Source organism: Kitasatospora sp. NPDC001540, from assembly GCF_042894345.1.
GTDB lineage: Bacteria > Actinomycetota > Actinomycetes > Streptomycetales > Streptomycetaceae > Kitasatospora > Kitasatospora phosalacinea_C.
Genome location: NZ_JBIAVO010000015.1, coordinates 35,241 through 59,324, shown reverse-complemented (window position 1 = coordinate 59,324; position 24,084 = coordinate 35,241). Strand labels below are relative to the sequence as shown.

General features: G+C 75.3%; 21 protein-coding genes and 1 pseudogene. 10 read left to right on the top strand and 12 right to left on the bottom strand.

Annotation, left to right across the window (positions count from 1 at the left end):
- Positions 1-4 precede the first annotated feature (4 nt).
- Genes ACFY00_RS19255 through argC form a run of 5 tightly spaced genes read right to left on the bottom strand, consistent with a single transcriptional unit; the run spans position 5 to position 4,950 of the window.
- Positions 5-559 carry an arginine repressor gene (locus ACFY00_RS19255; protein ID WP_033211503.1) on the bottom strand — a complete coding sequence of 185 codons (555 nt, stop codon included), beginning with the start codon at positions 557-559 and terminating at the stop codon, positions 5-7.
- Positions 560-584: 25 nt separating this feature from the next.
- A complete protein-coding gene (locus ACFY00_RS19250) occupies positions 585-1,787 on the bottom strand; it encodes an acetylornithine transaminase (protein ID WP_388032698.1) in 1,203 nt (400 codons plus the stop codon).
- Entirely contained in the window at positions 1,784-2,716 is a 933-nt protein-coding gene (argB, locus tag ACFY00_RS19245) for an acetylglutamate kinase (protein ID WP_388032697.1), read from the bottom strand. Before argB ends, ACFY00_RS19250 begins: the two co-directional genes overlap by 4 nt.
- 24 nt (positions 2,717-2,740) lie before the next feature.
- Complete coding sequence (gene argJ, locus ACFY00_RS19240; RefSeq protein ID WP_388032784.1) at positions 2,741-3,895, bottom strand: bifunctional glutamate N-acetyltransferase/amino-acid acetyltransferase ArgJ; 1,155 nt, start codon at positions 3,893-3,895, stop codon at positions 2,741-2,743.
- Between the two features lie 26 nt (positions 3,896-3,921).
- Positions 3,922-4,950, bottom strand: a complete 1,029-nt coding sequence (argC, locus tag ACFY00_RS19235) for an N-acetyl-gamma-glutamyl-phosphate reductase (protein WP_388032696.1) — start codon at positions 4,948-4,950, stop codon at positions 3,922-3,924.
- A gap of 104 nt (positions 4,951-5,054) precedes the next feature.
- Here argC and ACFY00_RS19230 point away from each other — a divergent pair, with 104 nt between their 5' ends.
- Positions 5,055-6,245, top strand: coding sequence for a hypothetical protein (locus tag ACFY00_RS19230; RefSeq protein WP_388032695.1), 1,191 nt, complete (start codon positions 5,055-5,057; stop codon positions 6,243-6,245).
- A 193-nt stretch (positions 6,246-6,438) separates the two neighbouring features.
- Positions 6,439-7,035, top strand: a complete 597-nt coding sequence (locus ACFY00_RS19225; RefSeq protein WP_388032694.1) for a hypothetical protein — start codon at positions 6,439-6,441, stop codon at positions 7,033-7,035.
- A 12-nt stretch (positions 7,036-7,047) separates the two neighbouring features.
- Here the strand turns inward: ACFY00_RS19225 and ACFY00_RS19220 are convergent, their stop codons facing one another.
- Positions 7,048-8,046, bottom strand: a complete 999-nt coding sequence (locus ACFY00_RS19220; RefSeq protein ID WP_388032693.1) for a LacI family DNA-binding transcriptional regulator — start codon at positions 8,044-8,046, stop codon at positions 7,048-7,050.
- A gap of 251 nt (positions 8,047-8,297) precedes the next feature.
- Between ACFY00_RS19220 and ACFY00_RS19215 the strand changes: the two genes are divergently transcribed.
- On the top strand, positions 8,298-9,200 hold the full coding sequence (locus ACFY00_RS19215; protein ID WP_388032692.1) for a ribokinase: 903 nt from the start codon (positions 8,298-8,300) through the stop codon (positions 9,198-9,200).
- A 49-nt stretch (positions 9,201-9,249) separates the two neighbouring features.
- A complete protein-coding gene (locus ACFY00_RS19210; protein ID WP_388032691.1) occupies positions 9,250-10,596 on the top strand; it encodes an NtaA/DmoA family FMN-dependent monooxygenase in 1,347 nt (448 codons plus the stop codon).
- A gap of 138 nt (positions 10,597-10,734) precedes the next feature.
- On the opposite strand, the gene ACFY00_RS19205 is transcribed toward ACFY00_RS19210, so the two are convergent.
- A complete protein-coding gene (locus tag ACFY00_RS19205) occupies positions 10,735-12,243 on the bottom strand; it encodes a hypothetical protein (RefSeq protein WP_388032690.1) in 1,509 nt (502 codons plus the stop codon).
- Positions 12,244-12,390: 147 nt separating this feature from the next.
- Here ACFY00_RS19205 and ACFY00_RS19200 point away from each other — a divergent pair, with 147 nt between their 5' ends.
- Positions 12,391-12,723 carry a hypothetical protein gene (locus ACFY00_RS19200; RefSeq protein WP_388032689.1) on the top strand — a complete coding sequence of 111 codons (333 nt, stop codon included), beginning with the start codon at positions 12,391-12,393 and terminating at the stop codon, positions 12,721-12,723.
- 6 nt (positions 12,724-12,729) lie between these two features.
- Here the strand turns inward: ACFY00_RS19200 and ACFY00_RS19195 are convergent, their stop codons facing one another.
- The gene (locus ACFY00_RS19195) at positions 12,730-14,007 is read right to left on the bottom strand and encodes an erythromycin esterase family protein (protein WP_388032688.1); all 1,278 of its coding nucleotides are present in this window, start codon (positions 14,005-14,007) and stop codon (positions 12,730-12,732) included.
- 81 nt (positions 14,008-14,088) lie between these two features.
- Here ACFY00_RS19195 and ACFY00_RS19190 point away from each other — a divergent pair, with 81 nt between their 5' ends.
- Positions 14,089-14,838 (top strand): MerR family transcriptional regulator, encoded by a 750-nt coding sequence (locus ACFY00_RS19190; protein WP_388032687.1) that lies wholly within the window; start codon positions 14,089-14,091, stop codon positions 14,836-14,838.
- A gap of 6 nt (positions 14,839-14,844) precedes the next feature.
- Here ACFY00_RS19190 and ACFY00_RS19185 read toward each other — a convergent pair whose 3' ends face one another.
- Together ACFY00_RS19185 and ACFY00_RS19180 are read right to left on the bottom strand one after the other, a co-directional pair.
- Positions 14,845-16,446 (bottom strand): amidohydrolase, encoded by a 1,602-nt coding sequence (locus tag ACFY00_RS19185; RefSeq protein WP_388032686.1) that lies wholly within the window; start codon positions 16,444-16,446, stop codon positions 14,845-14,847.
- 58 nt (positions 16,447-16,504) lie between these two features.
- Complete coding sequence (locus ACFY00_RS19180; protein WP_388032685.1) at positions 16,505-18,040, bottom strand: APC family permease; 1,536 nt, start codon at positions 18,038-18,040, stop codon at positions 16,505-16,507.
- A 188-nt stretch (positions 18,041-18,228) separates the two neighbouring features.
- Here ACFY00_RS19180 and ACFY00_RS19175 point away from each other — a divergent pair, with 188 nt between their 5' ends.
- Complete coding sequence (locus tag ACFY00_RS19175; RefSeq protein WP_388032684.1) at positions 18,229-18,825, top strand: TetR/AcrR family transcriptional regulator; 597 nt, start codon at positions 18,229-18,231, stop codon at positions 18,823-18,825.
- Between the two features lie 170 nt (positions 18,826-18,995).
- Entirely contained in the window at positions 18,996-20,213 is a 1,218-nt protein-coding gene (locus ACFY00_RS19170) for a beta-ketoacyl-[acyl-carrier-protein] synthase family protein (protein ID WP_388032683.1), read from the top strand.
- An 18-nt stretch (positions 20,214-20,231) separates the two neighbouring features.
- On the opposite strand, the gene ACFY00_RS19165 is transcribed toward ACFY00_RS19170, so the two are convergent.
- A complete protein-coding gene (locus ACFY00_RS19165; protein WP_388032682.1) occupies positions 20,232-21,197 on the bottom strand; it encodes a helix-turn-helix transcriptional regulator in 966 nt (321 codons plus the stop codon).
- A gap of 54 nt (positions 21,198-21,251) precedes the next feature.
- Here ACFY00_RS19165 and ACFY00_RS19160 point away from each other — a divergent pair, with 54 nt between their 5' ends.
- The gene (locus ACFY00_RS19160) at positions 21,252-21,638 is read left to right on the top strand and encodes a VOC family protein (protein WP_388032681.1); all 387 of its coding nucleotides are present in this window, start codon (positions 21,252-21,254) and stop codon (positions 21,636-21,638) included.
- A gap of 110 nt (positions 21,639-21,748) precedes the next feature.
- Here the strand turns inward: ACFY00_RS19160 and ACFY00_RS19155 are convergent.
- Positions 21,749-22,713 (bottom strand): annotated as a pseudogene (locus ACFY00_RS19155) (ADP-ribosylglycohydrolase family protein).
- A 51-nt stretch (positions 22,714-22,764) separates the two neighbouring features.
- Here ACFY00_RS19155 and ACFY00_RS19150 point away from each other — a divergent pair.
- On the top strand, positions 22,765-23,919 hold the full coding sequence (locus ACFY00_RS19150) for a methyltransferase (protein ID WP_388032680.1): 1,155 nt from the start codon (positions 22,765-22,767) through the stop codon (positions 23,917-23,919).
- Positions 23,920-24,084 lie beyond the last annotated feature (165 nt).

Genomic DNA, 24,084 nt, shown 5'->3' with positions numbered 1-24,084 from the left:
GAGGCTACTGCGACTTGGCCTGGGCGAGTTGCATCAGGTGGTCGGCCAGCGCCTGCCCGCCCGCCGCGTCGCGGCTGATCAGCAGCACGGTGTCGTCCCCGGCGATGGTGCCGAGGATCTCGAACACCTCGGCGGTGTCGATCGCGGAGGCCAGGAACTGGGCCGCGCCGGGCGGGGTGCGCAGCACCACCAGGTTGCCGGAGGCGGTGGCGGAGACCATCAGCTCGCCCGCCAGCCGGGCCATCCGGGCCTCGCTGGCGGACTCGCCCATCGGGGCGCGCGGGGTGCGGTCCCCGCCCTCGGCCGGGACGGCGTAGATGAGCGCGCCGTCCCGGTTGCGGATCTTCACCGCTCCGAGCTCGTCCAGGTCCCGGGAGAGGGTGGCCTGGGTGACCACGAGTCCGTCGTCGGCGAGCAGCTTGGCGAGCTGGCTCTGCGAGCGGACGGGCTGACGGGTCAGCAGGTCCACGATCCGCCGGTGGCGCGCGGTGCGGGTCTGCGGGACCTGCGGCGTGGGGCCGGTGGCGGGGGTCGTGTGCTCGGGGCGGGGTTCGGTCATAACTGATGATTCTCCTGAAGGACGCTCAGCTGGTCGCGTCGGGGGCGGCTTCGCGGACCGTCCGGAGGATCGCGGGCAGGGCGGCGAGGAAGGCGTCGGCCTGCTCCTCGGTGAGGATCAGCGGCGGAACCAGCCGGACGGCGTCCGCGACGGCGGCGTTGACCAGGAAGCCCGCCTCCTGCGCGGCGGCCTGGACCTTCCCGGCCACCGGCTCGGTCAGCACGATGCCCAGCAGCAGGCCCTTGCCCCGGACGTGGTCGACCAGCGGGTCGCCGATCGCCTCGATGCCGGTGCGCAGCCGCTCGCCGAGCTTGGCGGCGTGCTCCAGCAGGCCCTGTTCCGTGATGGTGCGCAGCACGGCCAGGCCTGCGGCGGCGACCACCGGGTTGCCGCCGAAGGTGGTGCCGTGGTGGCCGGGGCCGAGCAGGTCGGCGGTCGGGCCGAAGGCGAGCACGGCGCCGATCGGCAGTCCGCCGCCCAGGCCCTTGGCGAGGGTGACGAGGTCGGGGTCGACGCCCTCGTACGCCTGGTGGGCGAACCAGTGGCCGGTGCGGCCGGTGCCGGTCTGGATCTCGTCCAGGACCAGCAGGGTGCCGGTGGCCCGGGTGATCTCGCGGGCCGCCTGCAGGTAGCCGTCCGGGAGCGGGATGGCGCCGTTCTCGCCCTGGATCGGCTCCAGGAAGACCGCGGCGGTCTCGGTGGTGACGGCGGCGCGCAGGGCCTCGACGTCGCCGAACGGGACGTACGTGACGTCGCCGGGCAGCGGCTTGAACGGCTCCTGCTTGCCGGGCTGGGCGGTGAGCGCGAGGGCGCCCATGGTGCGGCCGTGGAAGGCGCCCTGGAGGGAGACCAGGTGGGTGCGGCCGGTCAGCCGGGAGATCTTGAAGGCGGCCTCGTTGGCCTCGGTGCCGGAGTTGCAGAAGAACACCTTGCCCGGGCGGCCGGACAGCTCGATCAGCTTCTCGGCGAGCTCGATCGTCGGCTCGGCCGTGAACAGGTTGGAGACGTGGCCCAGGGTGGTGAGCTGCCGCGTCACGGCCTCGACGATCGCGGGGTGGGCGGTGCCCAGCGCGTTGACCGCGATGCCGCCGACCAGGTCGAGGTACTGCTTGCCGTCGGCGTCCCACAGCAGCGCGCCCTCGCCGCGCGCCAGCGGGATCCGCGGGGTGCCGTAGTTGTTCATCAGGCTGTGCCTGTACCGCTCGATGACGGCGTCGTTGCTGCTCATGCCAGGCCCCCCAGTACGGTGCTGTCGTCGTCCGGCACGACCATGGTGCCGATGCCCTCGTCGGTGAAGATCTCCAGCAGCAGGCTGTGCTGGACGCGGCCGTCCAGGACGCGGGCGGTGCCCACGCCGGAGCGGACGGCGCGCAGGCAGCCCTCCATCTTGGGGAGCATGCCGGAGGCCAGGGTGGGGAGCATCTCCTCCAGCTCGCCGGCGCTCAGCTGGCTGATCACGTCGTCGGAGTTCGGCCAGTCCTTGTACAGGCCCTCGACGTCGGTGAGCACGACCAGCATCTCGGCGCCGAGCGCGACCGCCATCGCGGCGGCGGCGGTGTCGGCGTTGATGTTGTAGACGTGGCCGTCGGCGCTGCGGGCGATCGAGGAGATCACCGGGATCCGGCCGTCGGCGATCAGCGCCTTGACCGCGCCCGCCTCGATGTTGACGATGTCGCCGACCAGGCCGATGTCGACCTGCTCGCCGTCGACCACGGCGTAGCGCTTGACGGCGGTCATGGTGTGGGCGTCCTCGCCGGTCATGCCGACGGCGAACGGGCCGTGCGCGTTGAGCAGGCCGACCAGCTCGCGCTGGACCTGGCCGGCGAGCACCATCCGGACCACGTCCATGGTCTCGGGGGTGGTGACGCGCAGGCCCGCGGTGAAGGAGGATTCCAGGCCGAGCCGGTCGAGCTGGGCGCTGATCTGCGGGCCGCCGCCGTGCACCACGACGGGGTGCAGGCCGGCGTAGCGGAGGAAGACGACGTCCTGGGCGAACGCGGCCTTGAGGTCCTCGTCGACCATGGCGTTGCCGCCGAACTTGATGACCACGGTCTTGCCGTGGAAGCGCTCCAGCCAGGGCAGCGCCTCGATCAGGGTGCGGGCCTTGGGCAGGGCGGCGTTGCTGCGGGCCTGTTCGCCCTTGGGTGCGATCTGCATGGCGGTGGGAGGACCCCCCTCGGGTCAGCTGGAGTAGGCGCTGTTCTCGTGCACGTACTCGGCGGTCAGGTCGTTGGTCCAGACGGTGGCCGAGGCCTGACCGGCCTTCAGGTCGGCGGTGATGACGACCTCGCGGTCCTTCATCGAGACCAGGTCGCGGTCCTCGCCGACGCCGCCGTTGCGGCAGACCCAGACGCCGTTGATGGCGACGTCCAGCCGGTCGGGGTCGAAGGCGGCGGAGGTGGTGCCGATCGCGGACAGCACCCGGCCCCAGTTGGGGTCCTCGCCGTGGATGGCGCACTTGAGCAGGTTGCTGCGGGAGACGGTGCGGGCGACGTCGACGGCCTCGTCCTCGGTCGCGGCGTTGACGACCTCGATCCGGATGTCCTTGGAGGCGCCCTCGGCGTCGCCGATCAGCTGGCGGGCCAGGTCGGCGCAGACGGCGCGCACGGCCTCGGCGAACTCGGCCCGCCCGGGGGCGACGCCGGAGGCGCCGGAGGCCAGCAGCAGCACGGTGTCGTTGGTGGACATGCAGCCGTCGGAGTCGACCCGGTCGAAGGTGGTGCGGGTGGCGTCGCGCAGCGCGGCGTCCAGGGCGGCGGAGTCGACCTCGGCGTCGGTGGTGAGCACGACCAGCATGGTGGCCAGGCCGGGGGCGAGCATGCCCGCGCCCTTGGCCATGCCGCCGACCGTCCAGCCCGCGGGGGCGGTGACCTGGGCGGTCTTGTGCACGGTGTCGGTGGTCTTGATGGCGATCGCGGCGCTCTCGCCGCCGGTGTCGCTGAGGGCCTTCACCGCGAGCTCGACGCCGGGCAGCAGCTTGTCCATCGGCAGCCGGACGCCGATCAGGCCGGTGGAGCAGACCGCGACCTCGATGGCGCCGATGCCGAGTTCGGCGGCGACCTTCTCGGCGGTGGCGTGGGTGTCCTGGAAGCCCTCGGGGCCGGTGCAGGCGTTGGCGCCGCCGGAGTTGAGGACGACGGCGGCCAGTTCGCCGTCGTTCAGCACCTGGCGCGACCACTTCACCGGCGCGGCGTGCACCCGGTTGGAGGTGAACACGCCGGCCGCGGCGTGCTGCGGGCCGTCGTTGACGACCAGCGCGAGGTCCGGGGTGCCGGAGGCCTTGATGCCCGCGGTGACGCCCGCCGCGCGGAAGCCCTTGGCCGCGGTGACGCCGATGTTGCCGGTGGGCTGGTCCTGGGTGGTCACGGTGCGACTCCGTTCAGCGGGAGGCCGAGCTCCTCGGGGAGGCCGAGGGCGATGTTCATGCTCTGCACCGCGCCGCCCGCGGTGCCCTTCACCAGGTTGTCGATCGCGCTGATCGCGATGATCCGCCCGGCGTGCTCGTCCAGCGCCACCTGCAGCACCGCGGCGTTCGAGCCGTACACGGACGAGGTGTGCGGCCACTGGCCCTCGGGCAGGAACTGGACGAACGGCTCGGCGCCGTACGCCTTCTCGTACGCGGCGCGCAGCTCGGCGCCGGTGGTGCCGGGCCGGGCCTTGGCCGAGCAGGTGGCGAGGATGCCGCGCGGCATCGGCGCCAGGGTGGGCGTGAAGGAGACGGTGACCGGCTCGCCCGCGAGCGGGGTCAGGTTCTGCGCCATCTCCGGGGTGTGCCGGTGGCCGCCGCCGACGCCGTACGGGCTCATCGAGCCCATCACCTCGCTGCCCAGCAGGTGCGCCTTGACGGCCTTGCCCGCGCCGGAGGTGCCGGAGGCGGCGGTGATCACGGCCTCCGGCTCGGCCAGGCCCGCGGCGTACATCGGGTACATGGCGAGCGTGACGGCGGTCGGGTAGCAGCCGGGGACGGCGATCCGCTTGCTGCCGCGCAGCGCCTCGCGGTGGCCGGGCAGCTCGGGCAGGCCGTAGGGCCACGTCCCCGCGTGCGGGGAGCCGTAGAACTGCTCCCAGTCGGCCGAGGACTTCAGCCGGTGGTCGGCGCCCAGGTCGACCACCAGGACGTCCTCGCCCAACTGGGCGGCGATCTCGGCGGACTGGCCGTGCGGCAGGCCGAGGAAGACGATGTCGTGTCCCGCCAGCGTCTGCGGGTTGGTCGGCTCCAGCACCCGGTCGGCCAGGCCGATCAGGTGCGGCTGCAGCGCGCCGAAGCGCTGGCCCGCGTTGGAGCCGCCGGTCAGCGCTCCGATCTCCACCTCGGGGTGCGCCTGCAGCAGTCGCAGCACCTCACCGCCCGCGTATCCGCTCGCTCCGGCGACGGCTACTCGCAATACCATGGCATTCCCTCCTGAAGCCCAGCATGAATATACGCACCCCAGCAAAATCATGCAAGGATGCGGTCGGCCTGCGCACTGTCGCACCCTTCTTCTAGGGTGCCGCCATGACCGATCTCGCCGTCGCGGCCCGCCTGTTGGCCGAAGAGGACCTCCTGGTGGACCTGCTGGCCTGCCACCCCCGCCTCCCGCTGGCCGCCGGGATCAGCACCGACGAGGACGCCGAGCGCTCGCGCGTCCGGGTCTGGGACTGCTCCGGCGGAGGGCTGGGCGAACTCGCCTCCTTCGACGTCGCGCTCGCCTTCACCCCCTGGGGCGACTACCGCCCGCCCGCGATCGCCTGGCACCCGCACGAACCCCTGCTGACCGTCGCCGACGGGAACGCGCTGCGGCGCTGGACGCCCGGCGGCCCGGTCGCGCCGCTGCCCGCCCCCGACGGCTGCGACGCGCTCGCGTACAGCCCCGACGGCCGCGCCCTGTGGACCTCGACGTCCGACGGCGACGACACCTCGGCCGTCCTCGACCCCGCCACCGGCGCCGCCTCCCCCGCCCGCTGGTGGGACACCGGCGTCGGCGCGCACCCCTCCGGCGAGCTGGTCGCCACCCTGGTCAGCGACCAGGGCGCCACCTTCTGCGTGTTCGCCCGCCCCGGCGGCGCGGGCGGGGCGATGCGGCAGCAGCGGCGGGCCCTGGTCCTCGACGTCGACGGCTACGGCACCCCGCTGTTCAGCCCCGACGGGCGCCACCTCGCCCTCCGCGGCAACGCCTACGTCGACTCGCTGGACGTCTTCGCCTTCCCCTCCCTGCGCAAGGTCCTGCACACCGCCCTCGCCGAGGACGGCGACTGGCCCCGCCACAACCTCGCCTTCGGTCCCCGCTCCGGCGTGCTGTGGATCGGCACCCCCGGCGGCGCCCTGATCGAACTGGACGTGGAGGCCCTGGAGGCCGTCGAGCACGGGGACCCGGACGACGCGGCGGTCACCGCGCTGGCCGCGACCGCCGCCGGCGAACTGCTGGTCGCCCGGGAGGACGGCAGCCTGACCCTGCTGACGGTGTCCACCGGGGGCGAGGCCCCGACCCCGGCCACCACGGCGGGCGAGGACGCGGCGGCGTTCCTGGCCGCCACCGGGGACGTCCCCGCCGACGGCGACCTCGACGGCCACCTGGACTTCACCGACGGCGATCACGACTGGGACCGGGAGAAACTGGCCGAGGTCACCGACGCCTCCCCCGACGACCCCACCTGGCTCCAACTCCGCGCCCACCTCAACCGGGCGTTCGCGGAGCGCACCGACTGACGAGCACCCGGACGGCGCACCACGAACGCGGCGGCGGCGCGTCGCGGCCGCCGCGGCGGCCTTCCGGCGCGCGCACGGCCACGAGGCGCCGGAGCGGCTCTTCGACGCGCACGCGGTCGAGCCGCTGGACCCGCGCCGACCGTCGGGGTGGGAGGGCACGGGGTGTGTGGGTGGGAGGCCGTACGCTCCGGGGATGGATCTGGCGGAGGCGTGGAACGAGCGGCTGGCCGGGCTGGTCGGGTGGCGGGGGGCGCGGCGGGAGGTCGACTGGGCGGGGGTGGAGGCCCGGTTGGGGGTGCGGCTGCCGCTCGGCTACCGGCTGTTGGTGGAGCGGTTCGGGGCGGGGGCGTTCGACGGGTTGTCGCTGCTGGTGCCGGGGGCGCCCGACCCGCGGCTGGACCTGGAGGGCAACGCGGCGCAGTTGGCCGGAGCGGCGGCCGAGTGGCCCGGGCGGCTCGATCCGTACCCGGTGTTCCCCGCGCCGGGCGGGCTGCTGCAGTGGGCGGACGGCGAGGACGGCCAGTTGCAGGCGTACTGGCTGACCGACGCGGGCGACCCGGACCGGTGGCCGGTCCTGAGCAACGGCGCCGACGGCACGGCTGCGGAGTGGGAGCGCTTCGACGGCCCGGTCGGCCAGTACCTGTTCCGGCTGTTCACCGGCCGCCGCCCGAGCGCGTACGCCGACGGCCCGCCGCCGGTCCGGTTCGTGCCCGCGGGGTCCGCGAGGTCGGCGGTCGAGCCGTGGGAGGACGAGGGGTTCGAGGGGTGGGACCCCGACCCGCACTGGTGAGTCGACGTCGCGTCAGGCGTGCGCGTCCGCGTCGGTGGAGGCGCGGACGACGAGCTGCGGGGCGAAGCGTTCGACCCGTTCGGTGCGGTCGGCGGCGGGACCCCGGAGCAGGGCGAGGGCGCGCTCGGCCATGTCGGCGAGCGGGTGGCGGATGGAGGTGATCGGGGGGTCGAGGAGTTCGAGCATCTCGGTGTCGTCGAAGCCGGTGACGGCGATCTCGCCGGGCACGGAGACCGCCGCGCGCTGCAGGGTGCTGACCAGGCCGACGGCGAGGACGTCCGCGCCGCAGACGACGGCGTCGACCTCGGCGCGGCGTTCGGCGATCCGGCGACCCGCGGTGCGGCCCGCGTCGGTGGTGAAGCTGGGCAGCAGGACGGTGGTGGCGTCGGCGCCGCGGGCGGCGGTGAAGGCGGCGAGGCGTTCCGCGCCGGAGGAGGAGGCCTGGTCGGCGGCGACCAGGGCGATCCGGTGGCGGCCGAGGGCGTCCAGGTGCTCGAGCAGCAGGCGCATCGCGGCGGCGTTGTCGAGCGTGACGGCGACGGTGCCGGAGCCGTGCGCCCAGCGGTCGAACAGCACGACGGGGGCGCGCTCGGCGGCGGCCCGGACGGCGGCCCCGGAGGCCGCGGCGGAGACCGGGACGACCAGCAGCCCGTCCACCCGTCCGCCCAGCAGGGTCTCGATCTGCTCGGCCTCGATGGTGGGCGAGTTCGCCGCGTCGGAGACCACCAGCTGCCCGCCCGCGGCCCGGACCTGCCGGGCGAGGGCGTCGGCGAGCTGGACGAAGTACGGGTTGGCGAGCGAGGGGACGACCACGCCGACGGTGCCGGTGGTGCCGGTGCGCAGCGCCCGCGCGGAGTGGTTGGTGCGGTAGCCCAGGCGCCGGGCGGCCTCCTCGACCCGGCGGGCCAGGTCGGGGGCGACGTTGCGCGGGGTGCCGGACAGGACGCGGGAGGCGGTGGCCCGGGAGACGCCGGCGGCGGCGGCCACGTCGAGGAGTCGGGGCGCTGTCACGTGGGGTCCTCCCCGGTCGGAGCGGTCTCGGGAGCGGTCTCGGTGGCGGTCTCGGTGGCGGTTCGAGGGCGGTTCGAGGGCGGTGCCGCGCGTTCCCGGCCTCGGGGCGGTGACGGTCGGGGCGCGTTCCGGCGGTCGGCGCCCGGGCGGCCTGAGCTGCCGCGATGCGCAGCACGAGGGTACTTGACGCCTCGTGAGTGCTGGTCCACAGTGTGGGAAATCGATCTCCCACGGCTCCCGAGGAGTTCCAGATGCCGCCCGTCACCGTCGTCGGCTCGGTCAACCGCGACCTCGTCCTGACCGTCGCGGACCTGCCGCGACCCGGCGAGACCGTACTCGCCCGGGGCTTCGTCGAGGGCGTCGGCGGCAAGGGCGCCAACCAGGCGGTCGCGGCCGCCCGGCTCGGCTCGCAGGTGCGCCTGGTGGCCCGGATCGGGGCGGACGGCGAGCCGATCCGCCGGGTGCTGGCCGCCGAGGGCGTCGACCTGGACGCGGTGCTGACCGCGCCGGACGCGAGCACCGGGATCGCCTCGGTGGTGGTCGACCGCGCGGGCGAGAACACCATCGTGGTCAACCCCGGCGCCAACGCCGTGCTCTCGGTCGAGGACCTGCCGCAGTGGCTGGCCCGCACGCCCGGGGAGGTGCTGCTGGTGCAGCACGAGGTGGCCGCCGAGGTGGTGGCCGCCGCGGTGCTGCGGGCCCGGGAGCAGGGCGGCACGGTCGTCCTCAACCCGGCCCCGGCCCGTCCGGTCGCCCCGGAGGTGCTGGCCGCCGTCGACGTCCTGGTGCCCAACCTGGGCGAGCTGGCCGCGCTGCTCGGCGCCGCGCCGGTCTCCGGCCCGGCCGCCGCCCGCGAATTGCTGGCGGCCGCCGACCTGCCCTGCGGGGCCGTGGTGGTCACGCTCGGCGCGGACGGGGCGCTGGTCAAGCAGCCGGGCCGCCCGGCCGTCCACCTGCCCGCCCCCGCGGTGGACGCCGTCGACACCGTCGGCGCGGGCGACACCTTCTGCGGCGCCCTCGCCGACGCGCTGGCCCGCGGCGCCGACCTGCCCGCCGCCGCGGCCCGCGCCGTCCGGGCGGCCTCGCTGGCCGTGACCGGACTCGGCGCCCAGTCCTCGATGCCCTACGCGGCGCAGCTCGACGCCGACTCCTGACGTTCCGTCAATTTCATTGTGAAGCTTGCCTGTTCAACGGAGAACACCCATGCGCAGCCTCAAGCTCGGCCTGTTCGAGAACGCCCAGACCAACGCCGGCGGCACCGCCACCTGGCGGCACCCCGACAGCCGCCGCCACCTGTTCGACACCCTCGGCTACTGGCAGGAGGTGGCCCGGCTGTGCGAGGACGCCACGCTGGACTTCCTGTTCCTGGCCGACGCCTGGGGCTGGTCGGAGGTCAACGGGGTGCGCCCGCCGATCGCCACCGAGGAGACCCTCGACCTGCCCCGGCTGGACCCGTTCGTGATCGCCTCGGCGCTGCTCGCCTCCACCACCGACCTGGGCCTGGTGGTGACCGGCTCGGTGCTGGTCGAGCCGCCGTACGGCTTCGCCCGCCGCCTGGCCACCCTGGACCAGCTCTCCGGCGGCCGCCTCGGCTGGAACGTGGTCACCACCGGCACCGCCGACACCGCGGTCAAGGCCTTCGGGATGGACATGGTCGCGCACGACGACCGGTACGCGATGGCCGAGGACTTCCTCGACCTGGTCTACAAGTACTGGGAGGGCGCCTGGGAGCCGGACGCCCTGGAGAAGGACAAGGCCGGCCGCTTCGCCGACCCGGCCAAGGTGCACCCGGTCGAGCACGAGGGCCCGTACTTCCGCTCGCACGGCTACGGCAACACCGCCCGCTCCCCGCAGGGCACCCCGGTGCTGTTCCAGGCCGGGGCCTCCCCGGCGGGCCGCCGGGTCGGCGGGCGGCACGGCGAGTGCATGTTCGTCGGCAGCGGCAGCGTCGAGCAGCTCGCGGGCCACGCGAAGGCGATCCGCGCGGAGGCCGTGCGGGCCGGGCGCAAGGCCGACGAGGTCAAGGTGATGTCGGCGTTCTCCTGCGTGGTCGGCGCCACCACCTCGGACGCCGAGCGCCGCTGGCAGCGGATCCTGGACGCGCAGCGCCCCGAGGTCACCGTCGCCTCGTACGCGATGTTCACCGGCCTGGACCTGTCCGCGTACCCGGCGGACACCCCGATGAGCGAGCTGTCCACCGAGCTGTCGCAGACCCAGGTCGCCCGGTTCGCCGGGAGGACGGTCGGCGAGGTGCTCGCCGACTGGCACACCCACGGCGTGGGCGCCCGCCCGGTGGTCGGCACCGCCGAGGAGATCGCCGACGAGCTCTGCGCCCTGGCCGAAGGCGCCGACCTGGACGGCTTCCTGCTCTCGCCGACCGTGCAGCCCGCCTCCACGGTCGAGTTCGTCGAGTCGGTGCTGCCGATCCTGCGCGAGCGCGGGGCGTTCCGCGGCGCGTACGCGGACGGCGAGTCGCTGCGCGAGCGCCTGACCGGATCCGGCGACCGGGCGCTGCCCGCCAGCCACCCGGCCGCGCGGCACCGCCGCTGACCCGTCGACCGCCCCTGCACCACGAGAGGACGGCGACGGCGACGGCCACTCCCGCCCGGCGACCGGGTACGCACACCGAGGCCTGCAGCGTCCTGCTGCACCACACCGACGGCCGTGCCGCCGCTCCGTTCGGGGACGCTACGGCGTCGGTGGCATCAGGCGCAGCAGGTCGGCCGCCGGGAGGGACGGGTTGGCGGCGGCGTGGTGGGCGGTGGCGGGGTCGGCGAGGAGGGCGCGGATCCGGTCGGGCGGTAGGGCGGGGTGGGTGGCGGCCCGTTCGCGGGCGCGGCGGTCGCGCAGGCAGGCAGTGAGGGTGGCGCCGTCGGCGGCGGGGTGGACGGCGAGGGCGCGCAGGGTGGCCACGTTGTGCTCGCCGGTGGTGAGGGCGCGCAGCAGGGCGGTGGGGGCGTCGGGGTTGGCCGCGATGCCGGGGCCGACGAGGCGTCCGTGGCGCTGGTGCATGGCGGCCAACTGCCGTTCGTCCAGGCCGGGGTGGGGTGCGACGGCGTTGGCGACCCTGGCTTCCGGGTCGGCGGCGAGGCGGTCGCGGACGTGCGGGGGCAGGTCGCGGCGCAGGGCGAGCAGGCGGCGCAGTTCGGGGTCCGCGGCGGCGGCGAGCCGTTCGGTCTCGGCGGGGTCGGCGGCGGCGATCCGGGGCGGCAGCGTCGTCCCGAGCTTGAGGACGACGCCCTCCCAGGCCCGTTCGAGGAGGTCCAGCGGCACGGCGGGGTTGCAGACCACGGCCCGGCGTACGCTCTCGTGCGGGACGGCGGCGAGTTCGCGGATCAGCCGCTCGCCGACCGCCGGGTTCTCGGCGAGCTCGGCGAGCACGAACGGCTCGGTGGAGGTGGCGAGTTGGGCGTAGGCGTCCGGGTCGAGGTCGGTGCGTTCGGCGAGTCGGGCGCGCAGCAGGCCGGACGGGTCGTGCAGGTGGCGCCGGGCGTCGGCGGCGGGCGCGTTCGGGTGTGCGAGGGCGGCCTCCACGACGGTGTGCCGGGCGTACTGGTGGCTGCCGTCGCAGGCGGCGCCGCCGGGCAGGTCGCAGTCCGGGTCGGGGCAGTCCGGCGGGTGCGTCCACGGGACGGGGTGGCGTTCGCACGTTTCGCAACTCGGCAGCGGTGGACGGTTGTTGAGTAGATCGGCGAGGACGTCGGACGGGGTGGCCGGGTTCCAACCGACGGCCTGCCGGACGTACGACGAGGGGTGCGCCGCGAGGGCGGCCAGGACGCCGGGGTCGGGCTGCGCCTCGGCGAGCGCGACCAGGACGTCCTGGTCCGCCGTGGCGAGCAGCCGCCGCGCGACCCCGGCGGGCAGCCGCTCGGCGGACGCCAACTCCGGCCACAGCTCCGGCCGTTCGGCCAGCAGCTCGGCCCACCCGGCGGGTGCCCTTCCGGCCCGCAGCAGCGCCAGCGCGGCGAACGGCTGCCGCCGGGGGTCGACCCGCTGCGCCGTCAACCGGCCCGCCTCCACCAACTGCCCGGCCACTGCGGCCCCGCGCTCCGCCAGCACCTCGACCTGCTGCTGGGTCAGGTCCGCCCGCTCGGCCAACTCCGAGGAGAGGTCCGGATCGACGAGCCGGACCAGCCGCTCCACGGCCTCCGCGGGCAGCGCGGGGTTCCCGGCCAGTCCCTCCCAGACACGACGCATCCGGGCATCCTCCCCCGCCCGGCCCGCCCCCGCCACGCGTTTTCGGCGCGGGCGCACCGGCATGATGGGCGGATGCCGAAGCGCCGGAAGCCCGCCGTCCGACCCGCCGAGCCGCCCGACCCACCGAGCCCCCGACCCGCCGAGCCCGTGGCAGTCGATCGCGGCCCGTCCGTCCTCCCGCCCGTGGCGGCCCGCGGGTTCACCGACGCGGACGGCTGCCGCTGGCGGCTCGTCCGGGGCCCGCTGGACCCGCGCCGGGCGAAGCGGCTCGCGGTGCAGGCCGACGTGATGTCGATGGGCGACCACTACGACGAGCGGGCCGAGCGCTGGTTCCCCCGCTTCCTGCCGGAGGCCGAGCGCCCCGCCGCCTGGCTGGTGGCCAGGGCCGGGTACGGCGCGGACGGTCTGCCGTCCTACCTGGCGTACGAGTTCACCGGGGACGACGGCCGGGTGCTGCTGTTCGTCGAGACGTCCTGCTGAGTCCGCTCACGCCTCCCCGCCCCCGAACAGGCCCTGCTGCCGGGCGATGTCCCGGACGAACACCACCCCGTCGACCCGGCCCAGCTCGGCCGGGTCCAGCCCGAAGTACGTGTGGTCGGCCGGGACCCGGGCCTTGACCCGCCCGGGTTCCCCCAGTGCCGCGGCGAGCGGGGCCGGGTCGAGGACGGTGCGCGGGCCGGGGAGGGTGGCGAGGAGGCCTTCGAGGGTGTCGGGGGCGGGGCGGTCGTCGGGGGCGCGGTTGCCGAAGGTGGTGGCGAGGAAGGCGTAGCCGCCGTCGAGGCGGGCTTCGAGCAGGGATCCGGCGCTCCACCACAGGAGTTGGTGGCCGCCGCCGAGCGGGATGCGGCCGGCTTCGCGCTGGAGGTGGCGGTTGTGGGCGAAGGCGAGGGTCGGGCCGCGGCGGGCCTCGCGGCGGAGGATCGCTTCGAGGTTGTCGGCGATCATCAGGTCGCGCTGCCGCATCAGGGAGTTGAGCCGGTCGGGGCCGTCCCCGGCGGTGGCCGCGTGGTAGCGGAGCAGGCCGGTGGCGGTGCGGGCGTCGAGTTCGGCCCGCCAGAGCGCGTCCGCGGCCGTGCCCGCATCCGTGGTCGCATCCGCGCCCGCAACCGCTTCCGTGGCGGCGAACTGCGGGCGGTGCGCGGCCAGGAGCACCCCCAACTCGTCGGCGATCAGCCGGAGTCGGGCGGCTTCCGCGGTGCGTCCCACCGAGCGGGTGGGGTCGAGTGCGGCGGCGGGTTCGGTCCAGCGCTCGTCCGGTCCGCAGAGGTGCAGCAACTCGGCCCGCTCGGGGAGCAGTTCGGCCGGGAGCCGGTCGGCCAGGAAGGCGTGCAGCCGCAGGAGCGCGGGGCCGGGTGCGGCGGCGCCGGTGTACTCCAGCGGGCCGTCCGCCCCGTAGAACCGCAGCCGCTCGCCCTCCCCGAGTCCGGCGTTGAACTCCCGCATCCAGCGGACGAGCTCGCGGTTCCCGGCGTAGGCGCCGAACCCGTGGCTCAGGCCTTCCCGCAGCACGGTGTCCAGCTCGCCCTCCGCGCCGCCCACGTACGCGTCGACGGTGGGCGCGGCCAGGCAGTCGCTCTCCAGGGCGATGGAGCGGTAGCCGTGGTCGGCGACCAGGTGACGGAAGAGTTCGTTGCGCAGGTCGAGGAACTCCTCGGCGCCGTGGGTGGGTTCGCCGAGGGCGAGCAGCCGGGTGCCGGCGGGGACGAGGTCGGTGAGGGCGGCGGCGGAGAAGGGGCGGGCGGCGTCCTGGAGCGAGGGAGTCATGGATTCCACCGTATCGTTGAAGAAACGGTGTAAACTTTTCCGTTCTCAGCCCGGAGAACGAGCAGAAAAGCTTCAACCACCATGGCACTGCGCCCGATCGATCTGGCCCGCGAGCACGGCCTGTCCACCCAGGCGGTGCGCAACTACGAGGAAGCGGGCGTCCTGCCGCCCGCCGCCCGTTCCGCGCACGGGTACCGGCGCTACGACGAGCGCCACGCGGTCGCGCTGCGGGCCTTCCTGGCGCTGCTACCGGGGTACGGCCACCAGGCCGCGACCGCGATCATGCGCGCCGTCCACGCGGACGCCCTGCCGGAGGCGCTGCGCCTGGTCGACGAGGGCCACGCCCTGCTGGCCGAGGACCGTCGCACCCTGGAGGCCGTCCGCACCGCCCTCGACCACCTGCCGCCCGCCGGGGCCGACGAGCCCACGGCCGACGGACCCGCGACCGGAGGATCGACCACCGGCACGCACATCGGGCCGCTCGCCCACCGGCTCGGCCTGCACCCGGCCACCCTGCGCGAGTGGGAGCGCGCGGGCCTGGTCACCCCGTCCCGGGACGCCCGCACCGGCTACCGGGTCTACGCGCCCGAGCAGGTCCGCGAGTTGCTGCTCGCCGAGCAGTTGCGGCGCGGCGGCCACGGCCTGGCCCGGACCGCCGAGATCCTGCACCGGCTGCGCACCGCCGGTTCCCCGGAGGCGCTCCGCCCGACCCTGGCCGCCTGGCAGGACCGCCTCACCGCCCGCGGCCGCGCCCTGCTCGCGGGCGCGGCCGCCCTGCACGCCTACCTCGACCTGCCCCGCCCTCCTGGAGCGAACCGGAGCGGGGCTTGAACTCCGCTACGCAGCAACCCGGTTGGTGACCACTCCGTTGGACATGGTGAGCGGCACCGCCGTACCGGCGAACGCGTCGGGGTCGGTGGCGAGCGGGTCGAGGGCGAAGGCGGTGAGGTCGGCGCGCAGCCCGGGGGCGATCCGCCCGGTGCGGTCGAACTCCCCTGCGGCGCGGGCGGCGTGGGTGGTGTAGCCCTCCAGGGCCATCAGGGCGGTGAGCGCCTGGCCGGGGTTGACGGGCGCGGTGTCGGTGCCCGCGTGGCGGCGCAGTTGGGCGTAGGCGAGGACGCCGCGCGGGTCGTGGTGGGCGATGGGCCAGTCGGAACCGAGGGCGAGGGTGGCGCCGGTGTCGCGCAGGGTGCGGCAGATCCAGGCGCGTTCGGCGCGTTCGGTGCCGAGGCGGGTGGACCAGGCGTCGGTGTGGTCGGCCCGGGTGTACGCGGAGTGGGTGGGCTGCATGGAGGCGGGGACGCCCAACCGGGCGAATCGGCGGGCCTGTTCGTCGCCGAGGGTCTCGATGTGCTCGATCCGGTGCCGCCCGCGGCCCTGCCCGGGCAGCGCGGCGACGGTGTCCAGCACGTGCCGGACGCCCGCGTCGCCGATCGCGTGGGTTGCGGTGCGCACCCCGTACGCGTCCAACTGGCGTACCACGTCGGTGTATTCGGCAGGGTCGAGCCAGAGCGCGGCCGTTCCCTCGCCGTGGCAGTCGGGGCGTTCCAGCCAGGCCGAGCCGCCCTCCACGGTGCCGTCGACGAACAGCTTGACGCCGCCGACCAGCCAGTTGCGCCCGGACTCCCCCTGCAGCGCGGCGAGTTCCTTCAGCCCTTCGGCGCCGATCCCGGGCATGCACCAGGGCGCGATACGCAGGCGCAGCGGCAGGTGGCGGGTGTCCTCGATGGCGCGGACGAGTTCCAGGATGTCTCCCCCGGCGTCCATCACGTGCGCTCCGGCGAGCCCACCGGCGGCCATCCGCAGCAGCAACTCGTGCAGGGCGTCCCGGCGTCGGTCCAGCGGGAGGCTGGGCATGACGGCGGTGACCAGGTCCATCGCGGCGTGTTCGATCAGGTGGCCGGTGGGGGTGCCGTCGGGGTCGCAGACGACGGTGGCGCGCTGGGCGAAGGTGCGCGGGCCGGTGACCCGGGCGGCGCGCAGGGCGGCGCCGGTGGCGAGGGCGGAGTGGCCGTCGTAGAGGCGGATGAAGGCGGGGGTGTCGGGGCCGAGCACGTCCTCGATCACGGAGCGGTGGACGGGGTGGTCGCCGAACGCGTTGTGGTCGAGGTTCCAGGCGAGCACCCAGCCGTCGAGGCGCTCGGCCCGGGCGAGGGCGGCGCGCAGGCCGTCCAGGTCGCGGACGGCGGACAGGTCGGCGCCGGTGGAGAGTTCGAGCCCGAGCGCGGGGTGGCTGTGGCCGTCGACCAGCCCGGGGACGAGGGTGGCGTCGCCGAGGTCGATCACCTCGGTGCCGGGGCCGCGCCAGTCGCGGGCGTCGGCGGCGCTGCCGACGGCGGTGATCAGCCCGTCCGCGACGGCGACCGCGGTGGCGCCGGGGACGGCGGCGTCGTCGAGGGTGTGGACGGTGCGGGCGAGGACGATGGTGTCGGGCGACACGGTGAACTCCTGGTGGTACGAGGGTGGTTCGGTCAGCGGGTGCGGGTGCGGGTGCGGGTCAGACCGCGCCGGCCGCCGGGGACCGGGCGTCCAGCGACGCGTCCCCGACCGGTCCCGCCGAATCGGCCGCTTCCACCGGTTCGGCCGCTTCGACCGGTTCGGCGCCGAACGCGGCGTACACCTCGGGCCGGCGGGCCCGGGTGCGCAGCGCGTACAGCAGGCCGGCGGCGAGGACGGCGGGGACGATCAGGACCAGGACGCGGTTGACGGTGGCGGAGGCGCCGGTCAGCAGCTCGATGTGGTCGACGACCAGCCAGAGCGCGCCGCTCAGCAGCACCGCGGCGACGACGGGCGCGACGACGGTGCGCAGCACGCCCTCGCCGTGGCCGGGGCGGCGCCGGAACCAGCAGGGCACGGCGAGGGCGGCGAGCAGTTGCAGCGCGACCAGGGCGAGCATGCCGGGGGTGTTCACCCACAGCAGCAGTTGGGTGTAGGGGTCGGCCCCGGCGGCGGCGAACACCACCACGACGACCAGGGCGAGCACGCTCTGCGCGATGCCGGAGAGGTACGGGGAGCGGTGCCGGGGGTGGATCCGGCCGAGCGCGCGGGGCAGCAGGCCCTCCTCGGCGAGGGCGAGTCCGTAGCGGCTGGTGGCGTTGTGGAAGGCCAGCAGCGAGGCCAGGATGCTGGTGACGATCAGGACGTGCATCAGGTCGGCGGCCCAGGCGCCCACGTACCGGTCGATGGCGGTGAAGAAGAGCCCGCCCGGGTCCTGGGCGGCGGCCGCGACGACCTCGGCGTCGCCGTACGCCTGGACGACCATCCACACCACGAAGGCGTAGAACAGGCCGAGGAAGGCGACGGCCAGGTAGGTGGCGCGCGGGACGGTGCGGTCGGGGTCGCGGGCCTCGCGGCGGTAGATGACGGTGGACTCGAAGCCGGTGAACGCGGCGAAGGCCATCGCCAGGACGCCGGGCATGCCGCCGGTGAGGACGTTGCCGGGGGCGAAGGAGTGCAGGCTCAGGCCGTGCGCGCCGCCCTTGAGCAGCACGGCGGCGGCGAGCAGCACCAGGATGCCGGTCTCGGCGAGCAGCAGGACGCCGAGCAGCTTGGCGCCGAAGTCGATGGAGCGGAAGCCGCCGTACCAGATCACCACCAGCCCGATCAGCGCGGGCAGCAGCCAGGGGACCTGGTGGCCGGTGAGGGCCTGGACGGTGTCCCTGGTGGCGGAGCCGAGCAGGCCGAAGACGCCGATGTTCATGCCGAGGTAGCCGAGCAGGGCGAGCAGCGCGGCGCCGAACCCGGCGGGGCGGCCGAGGCCCTGGGTGATGTACGCGTAGAAGCCGCCCGCGTTGCGGACGTGGCGGCTCATGGTGGTGAAGCCGACCGCGAAGACGGCCAGCGTGACGCCCGCGGCGAGGTAGCCGACGGGGGCGCCGATGCCGCCGACCAGCAGGGCGAGCGGGGCGACGCCGGCCATCACGGTGAGCGGGGCGGCGGCGGAGACCACGAAGAAGGCGATGTCGGCGGTGCCGAGGCTGCCGCGGCGCAGCGTGGGGGCGCCGCCCGCGGCGGGGTGGGGGGTTTCGGTCATGGGAGTGCCCTTCTGGCGGCCGGGTGGGGAGTCCGGCTGGTGGTCCCGACTGCGGACGACCATAAACCTAAAGGTTGATGGTTTCCGCACCCTAGCCCGGCGCACTACCCTCTGGGAAGACCCGGATTCCGAGGTCACGGCCCACGGGCGAGCGACACGCAGGCAGGACACGACGGGGGACGGCACCGGTGGGACGACCGAGCAAGGCCTTGCTCGACCGAGCGAGGATCGGCGCGACCGCGCTGGCCCTGGTCGACGAGAGCGGCGACTTCAGCGTCCCGCAGATCGCCCGCCGCCTCGGCGTGCAGACCGCCTCCGTCTACCACCACGTGGACGGGCGGGCCGGGATCGTCGAGCTGCTGCGCGTCCAGGTCTCCGCCGCGATCGACCTCGCCACCCTCGACCTGCGCCCCTGGGACGTCGCCCTGGAGGCCTGGGCCCGCTCCTACCGCGCCGCGTTCGCCGCCCACCCGCGCACCATCCTGCTGCTGACCACCAGCCAGGTGGCCGCCCCCGAGGTGCTGGCCCAGTACGAGCGGGCCGTCGCCCTGCTGCTGGAGAGCGGCCTCCCGCCGCCCGTCGCGATGCCGCTGCTGACCGCCGTGGAGAACCTGGTGCTCGGCTCGGTGCTCGACCTCGCCGCCCCCGAGACGGTCTGGGACCCGACCGCCGACACCCCCCGCCTCGCCGAGGCCCTGCGCGCCGCCGGACCGGGGCGCAGCGAGGCCGCCTTCGACCTCGCGCTGACCGCCCTGCTGGCCCGGGCCCGCACCCTCCTGCCCTGACGTCAGGTCAGCTCGCCTTGTAGTGAACCTACAAGATCACCGTGCCCGACTCGGTCGCGCCCGGCAGCCTTCCGCGCCCGTTTCCCTTGGCAGAGTGGGCGGCATCGGATCGTCCGGCCGACCGCCGGACAGCCCGATCATTGTGCTGCCATCACAACGGGAGTATCGCCATGCGCACCGAATACGACACCGTCGTGGTCTCCGGCCTCGGGGCCACCACCCCGCTCGGCGGAACCGCCCCCGCCACCTGGCGGGCCATGTGCGAAGGGCACAACGGCATCCGCGCCCTCGACCACGCCTGGGCCGCCGACCTGCCGATCCGGATCGCCGGACAGCTCGCCGTCGAACCCTCCGAGGTCCTCGACCGGATCGAGGCCCGCCGCCTCGACCGCAGCGAGCAGCTCGCCCTGATCGCCGCCCGCGAGGCCTGGGCCGACGCCGGACGCCCGGACGTCGAAGGCGAGCGGCTGGCCGTGGTGATCGGCACCGGCACCGGCGGCGCGGTCACCATGCTCGACCAGGACGACGTCCTGGAGCGCTCCGGCGTCCGCAAGGTCTCCCCGCACACCGTCCCGATGCTGATGGCCAACGGCCCCGCCGCCTGGGTCTCCATCGACCTCGGCGCCCGGGCCGGCGCCCACACCCCCGTCAGCGCCTGCGCCTCCGGCGCCGAGGCGGTCGCCCTCGGGCTCGACCTGATCCGCCTCGGCCGCGCCGACGTGGTCGTGGCCGGCGGCACCGAGGCCTGCCTGCACCCCCTGCCGCTGGCCGGGTTCGCCCAGGCCCGCGCGCACTCCCTGCGCAACGACGACCCGGCCCGCGCCTCCCGCCCCTTCGACTCCGGACGCGACGGCTTCGTCATCGCCGAGGGCGCCGCGGTGCTCGTCCTCGAACGCGCGAGCCTGCGCCCCGGCGCCCGCCGCTACGCCACCCTCGCGGGCGCCGCCGTCACCTCCGACGCCCACCACATCACCGCCGGGCACCCCGACGGCCAGACCCGCGCCGTCCGCGGCGCCCTCGCCGACGCCGGGCTGGCCCCCGAGGCCGTCGGCCTGGTCCACGCCCACGCCACCTCCACCCCCAAGGGCGACCTCACCGAGGCCGAGACGCTCACCCGGGTCTTCGGCCCGCACCGCCCCGCCGTGACCGCCACCAAGTCGATGACCGGCCACCTCTTCGGCGCCGCCGGGGCCCTGGCCGCCCTCGCCACCGCCTACGCCCTCCACCACCAGTACGCCCCGGCCGTCCGCAACCTCACCGACCCCGACCCGGAGTTCCTCCCGCTGAACCTGCTCACCACCGCCGGTCCGCTCCCGCACGCCGCCGCCCTCACCAACTCCTTCGGCTTCGGCGGCCACAACGCCAGCCTGGTCCTCACCCGCACCTGAGCCGCACGGGAACGGGACTCACTCCCCGTTCTCCTCCGCGACGCCCCGCAGGAGGCGCAGCAGCGCCTGCCGCACCTCCTGCGGGCCCAGCACCCGCAGCGGGACGGCCAGCCCCAGCAGGTAGCGGGCCAGCCCCTCCGGGTCGGGCCCGCCGATCTCGACCACGCAGGCCCCGGGCCCGTCCGGGCGGTGCGTGCCGACGCTGGCCGGGACCAGCCGCAGCGCCTCCTCCGGCGGCACCGGGAAGCGCACCGACGCGTACACCGGGTACCGGCCGGTCCCGGTGTTGCGGGCGACCAGCAGCGCCGGGTCGGGCGGTTCGACCTGCTCCGCCACCGGCCGCCCCGTCCCCCGCACCTGCACCACCCGGTCCGCCCGGAAGGTCCGCCACTCGCCCCGCGCCACGTCCAGCGCGACGAAGTACCAGCGCCGCCCGTTGTGCACCAGGCGGTACGGGTCGACCTCCCGGACGCTGTCCCGGCCCTCGCCGTCGCGGTACGACAGCCGGACGCGCTCCCCGGCCCGGCACGCCCCGGCCAGCTCCAGCAGCATCCCGGGGGCGATCTGCGGGTCCCCGGGCCGGTGCGCGTGCACGAAGGTCGCGTCCATCCCGGCGAGCCGCTCCGCGACCCGCCGCGGCAGCGACTGCCGCAGCTTCAGCAGCGCCGACAGTGCCGCCTGGTCGCTGCCCAGCACGCCGCTGAACGCGGCCCCGCGCAGCGCCACCGCCACCGCCAGCGCCTCCTCGTCGTCCAGCAGCAGCGGCAGCGCGCGGGCACCGCCGCTGAGCCGGTACCCGCCCCAGGGCCCCGGGTCGGACTCCACCCCGTACCCGAGCTCCCGCAGCCGCGCGACGTCCCGGCGCACCGTGCGGTCGGTGACCTCCATCCGCTCGGCGAGTTCCCCGCACGTCCAGGACGGCCGCGAGGCCAGCAACGAGACCAGGCGCAGCAGGCGCGCCGACGTGGTGAGCACGTCCACCATCCTCTCGCACGACCAGGACCGAACCTGTCCTGGTCGGCCCCTAGCCTCGTAGCCATGGACACCAACGACGCCTCCACGCCCGCGATCCGCTACGTCGCCGTCACCTTCGACTGCCCCGACCCGGCCGAACTCGCCCGCTTCTACGGCGAGGCCCTCGACCTGCCGACGGTCTACTCCGGCGAGGACTTCGTCCTGATCGGCCGCGAGGGCGCCCCCGGCCTCGGCTTCTCCCGCATCGCCGACTACCGGCGCCCCACCTGGCCCGACCCCGCCCAGGAGAAGCGCGCCCACCTCGAGTTCAGCGTCGACGACCTGGAGGCCGCCACCGCCCGCATGCTCAAGCTGGGCGCCACCGAGCCCGACACCCAGCCCTCCCCCGACCGCTGGCGCGTCCTGCTCGACCCCTCCGGACACCCGTTCTGCCTCACCACCCTGGCCTGAGCCCCCCGCCGCACGGGCCTCACCACGAAGGCCCCGTCAGTGCCCCGGGAACGGCGGACCCGGGGCCCTGACGGTTCACCGCCGGAGCGCGCACCGGCTCCGGGCCGCGTTCACGACCCGTCCCCGTCCCTCCCTCCCCGCCCGTCCGCGTCCAGTCGCACCGCCAGCTCCGTCAACTCCCGCACCCGCAGCACCCGTTCACCCGGCGGCAGCGGCACGTGCAGCGGCTCCAGCCAGGCGTCGGGGATGGCGCCCGCCCCGTACACCGCCCCCGCGAGGCCCCCGGTGACGGCGGCCGTGGTGTCGGTGTCGCCGCCGAGGTCGATGACCGCCCGCAGCGCGTCGGAGAAGCCGCCGGTGGTGCGCAGCGCCCAGAGCGCGGAGCCGAGGCAGGCCCACACGGCGCCGTTGCCCTCGGTCGCCTGCTCCGGCCGCCAGTGCGCGTCCAGCACCCGGGCCCAGCGTTCCCGGTGCTCCGCCCGGACCTGCGCGAGCGTCTCCGGCACCGCCGCCAGCGGGTCGCCGCCGTCGAGGGCGACCCGCAGCAACTCGTGGAGGATCGCGGTCCCCTCCCAGGCGGCGCCGTCCCCGTGGGTGAGCGCGGTGATCCGTCGGGCGGCGTCCATCGTCACCTCGCGCCCTCGCGGGGCGAACCGGACGGCGCCGGTGACGGCCCGCATGAGGGCGCCGTTGCCCGCGGCCCGGCCCTCGGTCTGGAAGTGGATCGCGGCGGCGAGGTCCCAGGGCAGTCCGCTGCCGAGCACGATCTCGGTCTGGATGCCGATGTCCTTGGGGTCGCCCGCCGCCCACCCCGGAAGCGTTCGAACATCTCGGGCAGGTCGAGTCCGCCCGCGGCCAGCAGCGATTCGCCGAGGTGGACGGCCATCTGGGTGTCGTCGGTGGCCTCACCGACCTCCCACCCCCCGCCGCCGCACATCGCGGCCGCGCCGGGGAAGCGCTCCCCGAACGCCCCGGCCGGGCCGAACTCGAAGGGGGCGCCGAGCGCGTCCCCGACCGCCGAGCCGAGCACCGCCCCGACCACCCGTTCCCGTCGCTCCACTTCACCCTCCGCCATCGCGTCGGCACCGTCTGTCACCACACCGCCCTCCGCTAGCCTGGGGGCACGATGAACTGTTTCACCACCGCCTGGGGCGAGTTCGAGCTGGCCCGTTTCCCGGAGGATCCGCGCGAGCAGCTGCGCGCCTGGGACGCCGCCGACGACTACCTGCTGCGACACCTGCACGAGGAGGCGGTGCCGCTGGACGGGGCCGTCACCGTCCTGGGCGACCGCTGGGGCGCGCTGTCGACCGCGCTGGCCCCGAAGGCGGGCGCGCTCACCGCGGTCACCGACTCGTACCTGGCCTCGCACGCGATCGCCGCGAACCTGGCCCGCAACGGCCTCGCCCCGTCCGCCGTCGCGGTCCGCAGCACCCAGGACGCCCCGCCGTCGCGGATCGACGTGCTGCTGGTGCGCGTCCCGAAGAGCCTGGCGCTGCTGGAGGACCAGTTGCACCGGCTGGCCCCGGCCGTGCACGAGGGCACGGTCGTGGCGGGCACCGGCATGGTCACCGAGATCCACACCTCCACCCTGAACCTCTTCGAGCGGATCCTCGGCCCGACCCGCACCTCGCTGGCGGTCCGCAAGGCCCGCCTGATCCACACCACCCCGGCGCCGGACCTCGTCCGCCCGGCCAACCCGTGGCCGCTGCGGTACCGGCTCCCGGACGGCATCGGCGTCCTGTCGGGCCGTCAGGTCGCCAACCAGGCGGGCGTGTTCTGCGCGGACCGCCTCGACATCGGCACCCGCTTCTTCCTCCAGCACCTGCCGGAGCCGACCGGCACCCCGCGCCGGGTGGTCGACCTGGGCTGCGGCAACGGCATCGTCGGCACGGCGGCCGCGCTCGCCGACCCGCGGGCCGAACTCCTCTTCGTGGACGAGTCGTTCCAGGCCGTCGCCTCCGCCGAGGAGACCTTCCGGACCAACCTGGGCCCGGAGCGCCCCGCCGAGTTCCTGGTCGGCGACGCCCTGGCCGACGTCCCGACCGCCTCCGCCGACCTGGTCCTGCTGAACCCCCCGTTCCACTCCCACCAGGCCACCACCAACGCCATCGCCCACCGCATGTTCACCGGAGCCCGCCGCGTCCTGCGCCCGGGCGGCGAACTGCGGGTGGTCGGCAACCGCCACCTCGGCTACCACGTCACGCTGCGCCGACTGTTCGGCGGCTGCCGAACGGTGGCGGGCAGTCCGAAGTTCACGGTGCTGAGCGCCACCCGCCGCTGACCCCGGCACCTCGCCTCCCGCCGCGGCCCGGACCACCGCCCGAACCACGCCCGCCCCAGGCCCGGACCACCGCCCGGAGCCCTCGACGCTCCCCTGGTGTACGCACTGTCCCCGCGGTGCTCTAGGGTGAGCGCCGTTTCGCTGTGGACCATCGCCGTGGACGCC